At 73.6% G+C, this 4,438-nt stretch carries 6 protein-coding genes; 4 read left to right on the top strand and 2 right to left on the bottom strand.

The window, feature by feature from the left end; all coding sequences use genetic code 11:
* Positions 1–395 (bottom strand): globin domain-containing protein (locus ABZ914_RS47275; RefSeq protein WP_500201184.1); only part of this gene is annotated, 395 nt, incomplete at its 3' end.
* 667 nt (positions 396–1,062) lie between these two features.
* Here ABZ914_RS47275 and ABZ914_RS47270 point away from each other — a divergent pair.
* From ABZ914_RS47270 to ABZ914_RS47260, 3 genes are all read left to right on the top strand, one after another.
* Complete coding sequence (locus ABZ914_RS47270; protein ID WP_500201183.1) at positions 1,063–1,812, top strand: gamma-glutamyl-gamma-aminobutyrate hydrolase family protein; 750 nt, start codon at positions 1,063–1,065, stop codon at positions 1,810–1,812.
* 75 nt (positions 1,813–1,887) lie between these two features.
* Entirely contained in the window at positions 1,888–2,862 is a 975-nt protein-coding gene (locus ABZ914_RS47265; protein WP_500201182.1) for an alpha/beta hydrolase, read from the top strand.
* A complete protein-coding gene (locus ABZ914_RS47260) occupies positions 2,859–3,662 on the top strand; it encodes an enoyl-CoA hydratase/isomerase family protein (protein WP_500201181.1) in 804 nt (267 codons plus the stop codon). The genes ABZ914_RS47265 and ABZ914_RS47260 overlap by 4 nt, the downstream gene beginning before the upstream one ends.
* 36 nt (positions 3,663–3,698) lie before the next feature.
* On the opposite strand, the gene ABZ914_RS47255 is transcribed toward ABZ914_RS47260, so the two are convergent.
* Complete coding sequence (locus ABZ914_RS47255) at positions 3,699–4,133, bottom strand: SRPBCC family protein (protein ID WP_500201180.1); 435 nt, start codon at positions 4,131–4,133, stop codon at positions 3,699–3,701.
* Positions 4,134–4,253: 120 nt separating this feature from the next.
* Here ABZ914_RS47255 and ABZ914_RS47250 point away from each other — a divergent pair.
* The coding region (locus ABZ914_RS47250; protein ID WP_500201179.1) for a hypothetical protein at positions 4,254–4,438 on the top strand (185 nt) is incomplete at its 3' end.

Below are 4,438 nucleotides of genomic sequence, written 5' to 3'. Positions count from 1 at the left end.
CCGGCGGCGTCGCGCTCCGCCGCCGCGATCAGCGTCGCGGCGGCGGACCGGTAGGCGTCGGTCCACGCCTGCTCCGCGCGCGGGTTCCACATGTCGCGTGCGAAGAGCCTCAGGGTGGCGAGGAGGGCGTCCTCGACCGCGGAGTAGTGCTCGGCCGTCACCCCGTACCGGCGGTGGTCGCGGCCGAGACGTGCCAGGTAGGAGGCCAGGTCCTCGGGGTTGTCCTGGCTCCAGACGATGCGGGTGAGCGCGTGGAAGAAGTGCTCGCGCTGGGCGTCCAGCGCGATCGGGAACAGCGCGCGCAGCCGCGGTTCGGTGGCGAAAAGGCGGCCGTAGAAATAGCTCATGGCCTTGTCGGCGCGGGATTCGAGGCGGGTGAAGCTCTCCTTGAGCATTCGCGGTTCCGTTGACATGGCAAGCACGCCCCCTCGGCGGGTGGTGACCGGGACCGGCGGCGATTCGGCGCCTTCGGCGCTCCGCGGTGCCCGGCTCGGTGAGATTCTCGCACTGAAATTCCCAGGTCCTCAAGGTGGCGACGTCCAGATGCTCCTTGATGTCACGGTATGTAATCGTTTTTCAATTCCCAGTGACCACGGTAACAACGACAAATAGGGTAAATACCGCTCGGTACCGTACGGGCCGGGAAGATCGGTCACATTGGCGCTCGTTCCGGAAACGCTGATGTTCGCGGACGGGCCGGTTCGGGTCGCGAGCCGCCGCCGCGGGATCGGGGCGACCGGGCCGGTGGACGGATTCGCACCCCGGTAGAAGATTTGCCGATTCCGTGGTGGATGTTCTCCCGACCGGGGGAGCGGCCCCGGCGGCCTTCCGGGCGGGGCTTCCCGCGTCCGCGACCAAGATCGTCCAGGTCGGAGGCCCGAACCGGGTTCGGCGCATCGGCCTGCGGGGAGCGGGGACGTGCGGCAAGCTTTGCGGAGAAAGGCCGGGGGCGGGACGGTCCGTGGGGGCGGGCGATGCGCCATGATGTGCACGCAACAGTGGTGAATCACCAGATATCGGTAGCCGACCCGTGGCCAGTGCTCAGCAGAGGGGAATCCGCGCATGTCAGAGGCGATCCGAGGGGCTCCGGGCCCCGCCGCAGGAGGAGGCGCGCCGCCGCTCATCGGCATCACCACCTACGAGGAGCCGGCCCGCTGGGGCGTCTGGGTGCGCGAGGCCGCGCTGCTCCCGGCGTCGTACGTGCGCTCGGTCGAACGGGCCGGCGGCGTCCCCGTCATGATCCCGCCGACCGGCAGCCTGCGCGGGCTCGCCGCGCTGGTCTCCCGGCTGGACGGGCTCGTCCTCGCGGGCGGCGGCGACCTCGACCCGGACCTGTACGGCGCCGAACGGCACGCCGAGACCGGGCCGCCGCAGCCGCAGCGCGACCGTTTCGAGCTCGCCCTGGCGCGGGCTGCGGTGGACGCCGACCTGCCGTTCCTGGCGATCTGCCGGGGCATGCAGGTGCTCAACGTGGCGCGCGGGGGCGCGCTCGTCCAGCACCTGCCGGAGGCCGTGGGGCACAAAGCGCACGCGCCCGAGGTCGGGAGGATCGGCACGCACCGGGTGCAGATCAGCGCGACCAGCGCCGTCGGCAAGATCCTCGGTGACGTCGCGGACGTGCCCACCTACCACCACCAGGCGGTCAGCCGCCTCGGCAAGGGCCTGTCGGCCGTGGCCTGGGCGGACGACCAGGTCGTCGAGGCCGTCGAGCTGCAGGGCCACCGGTTCGGCCTGGGCGTGCAGTGGCACCCCGAGGACGGCGACGACAAGCGGCTGTTCGAGGCGCTGGTGGCCGAGGCCGCCGGGCGCTGACCGGGGATTGATCCCCGCGCACCGGGGAAGGCGAAGCGGTAGGTTCCGCGCACATCGCCCCCCGGAGGTCGCCGCATGCCCTTGCATCCGCAGACCGTGAGCTTCTTGGAGACGCTGTCCGCCTGGACGGCGCCGCCGGAGGGCGCGCCGCCGGTCGAGGAGGACGCGGGGCCCGCGATCGAGGAGATGCGGCGCAGGATCGGCGAGGCGTTCCCCGTCGACCGGCGCGAGCTCCCGCACGTCGAGGACCTCGCCGTCCGGGGGCCGGGCGGTCCCGTCACGGTGCGGCTGTACCGTCCCGAGCCGGTCGAGCGCGGCCCGCTGCCCGCGCTGGTCTACCTGCACGGCGGCGGCTGGGTGCTCGGCGGCGTCGACAACGTGGACGCCGCGTGCCGCGACCTGGCGGCCGGCGCCGGATGCGCGGTGCTGAACGTCGGCTACCGGCTCGCCCCGGAGAACCCGTTCCCGGCGGCGGTGGACGATGCCTGGGCGGTCGTGGCGGCCGTCGCCCGCGAACCGGCTCGCTACGGCGTGTCGCCGGGCGCGCTCGCCGTGGCCGGCGACAGCGCGGGCGGGAACCTGGCCGCCGCCGTCGCGCTGCTCGCCCGCGACCGCGGCCTGCCCCTGGCCCACCAGCTTCTCGTCTACCCGGTGACGGACACCGCGATGGACACGCCGAGCTGGCGCCGGTACGGCACCGGGTACGGGCTGGACGCCGCGACCCTCGCCCGGTTCATGGACCTCTACCGCGACGGCGCCGACCCCGCCGACCCCCGGCTGGCGCCGCTCCGCGCGCCCGACCTCGCCGGCGCCGCGCCCGCGACCGTGATCACCGCCGAGTACGACATCCTGCGCGACGAGGGCGAGGCGTACGCGCGGCGCCTCGCGGCGGCCGGCGTGCCGGTGGAGGCGCGCCGCTTCGACGGCGTCGTGCACTCGTTCTTCCTGCTGCCGGAGATCTTCGACGCCGGCGCCGAGGCGATGCGGTTCGCTGTGCGACGATTGCGCGCGGCATTCGGCGATCAAGCGGCGGAGGGCAGTGCGGCATGAGCGACGCGGACGGGGTGTACGGGAAGTACGAGCGGCTGAAGATCGACTGGGCGGCGGACGGCGTGCTGCGCGTCACGATGAGCGCGCCGGGCCGGCTGAACGCCCTCGACACGGTCGGCCACCGGGAGCTGGCGGAGATCTGGCGGGACGCCGACGCCGACGACGCGGTCCGCGCGGTCGTGGTGCGCGGCGAGGGGACGGCGTTCTCCGCGGGCGGCGACATGTCCATGATCGAGGAGATGATGGACGACCACGCGTCGCGGCGCCGCATCATGCGCGAGGCCCGCGACATCGTGATGAACGCGCTGAACTGCGCGAAGCCGGTGGTCAGCGCGATCCAGGGCCCCGCGGTCGGGGCGGGGCTGGCGGTCGCGATGCTGTCGGACATCTCCGTCGCGGGCCGCACCGCGAAGATCATCGACGGGCACGTCCGGCTCGGCGTCGCCGCGGGCGACCACTCCGCGATCATCTGGCCGCTGCTGTGCGGGATGGCCAAGGCGAAGTACTTCCTGCTGCTGAACGAGGTGCTCACCGGCGAGGAGGCGGAGCGGATCGGCCTGGTCTCGCTGTGCGTCGACGACGACGAGGTGCACGAGCGCGCGCTGGACATCGCCGGCCGGCTCGCCGCCGGGCCCGCCGAGGCGATCTCGTTCACCAAGCACGCGCTGAACAACTGGCTGCGGCTGGCCGGCCCGACGTTCGACGCGTCCCTGGCCATGGAGTTCTTCGGCTTCACCGGCCCGGACGTGCGGGAGGGCGTCGCGGCGATCCGGGAGAAGCGCCCGCCGCGCTTCGGCTGAGAACGCCCGCCGCGCGGCGGCGGCGCACCCCCGGGGTCAGGAGAAGCGCCTGGCGAGGGCGTCCAGACCGGTGGCGTAGATGGCGATGGACAGCGTCTTGCCCATCGCCTCCTCGTCGCCGGCGTCGGCGGAGAACTCGCCCCACCATTCGACGAACGCCTGGCCGGTGCCGGTCACGGGCGCCACGCGCAGGTGGCCGTGGGCGCCGCGGATGGGCAGCGGCGCCTCGAGGACCTGGTACCAGTAGGTCCGCTCGGCGTCGTCCAGCCCGGCCAGCCGCTCGCGGAACACCGAGTCCCCGGGGCCGATGACGCGGCGGACGCAGCCGACCCGGTCGGCGGGCCCGCCGTCCTCGATCAGGCTGGTCTCCGGACCCGGCATCCAGTCGGCGATGTTCCCGAAGTCGCGCAGGTAGGCCCAGACCTCGTCGGCGGGGGCGTTGAGCACGGCGCTGGCGTACGACCTGGGCATCGGTTCTCCTCGGCGCGGGGGGTGGATGCTGCCCTCATGCTGGCGCGGCGGCGTGATCATGGCAACGGGCCGGCGCGGACGGATCTTGACCGGCCGAACCGGGTTCGGGAGGATCGGGGCATGCTCCTCGGCGACCTCGCCCATCGCGGCGCCGTGCTGTGGCCGGCCCGGACGGCGTTCGCCTGGGACGGGGGCGCCCGCACCTACCGCGAGCTGCACGCCCGCGTCGAGCGGTGCTCCGGGCAGCACGCGCCCGGCGCCGAGGCCGCGGGCGAGCGGAGCGCGGTGCTGACCGTGAACGACCC

This window comes from Spirillospora sp. NPDC046719 (genome assembly GCF_040645715.1).
GTDB lineage: Bacteria > Actinomycetota > Actinomycetes > Streptosporangiales > Streptosporangiaceae > Spirillospora.
Note: the sequence above shows the minus strand (reverse complement) of the source record. Positions and strands in the feature narration are given on the sequence as shown.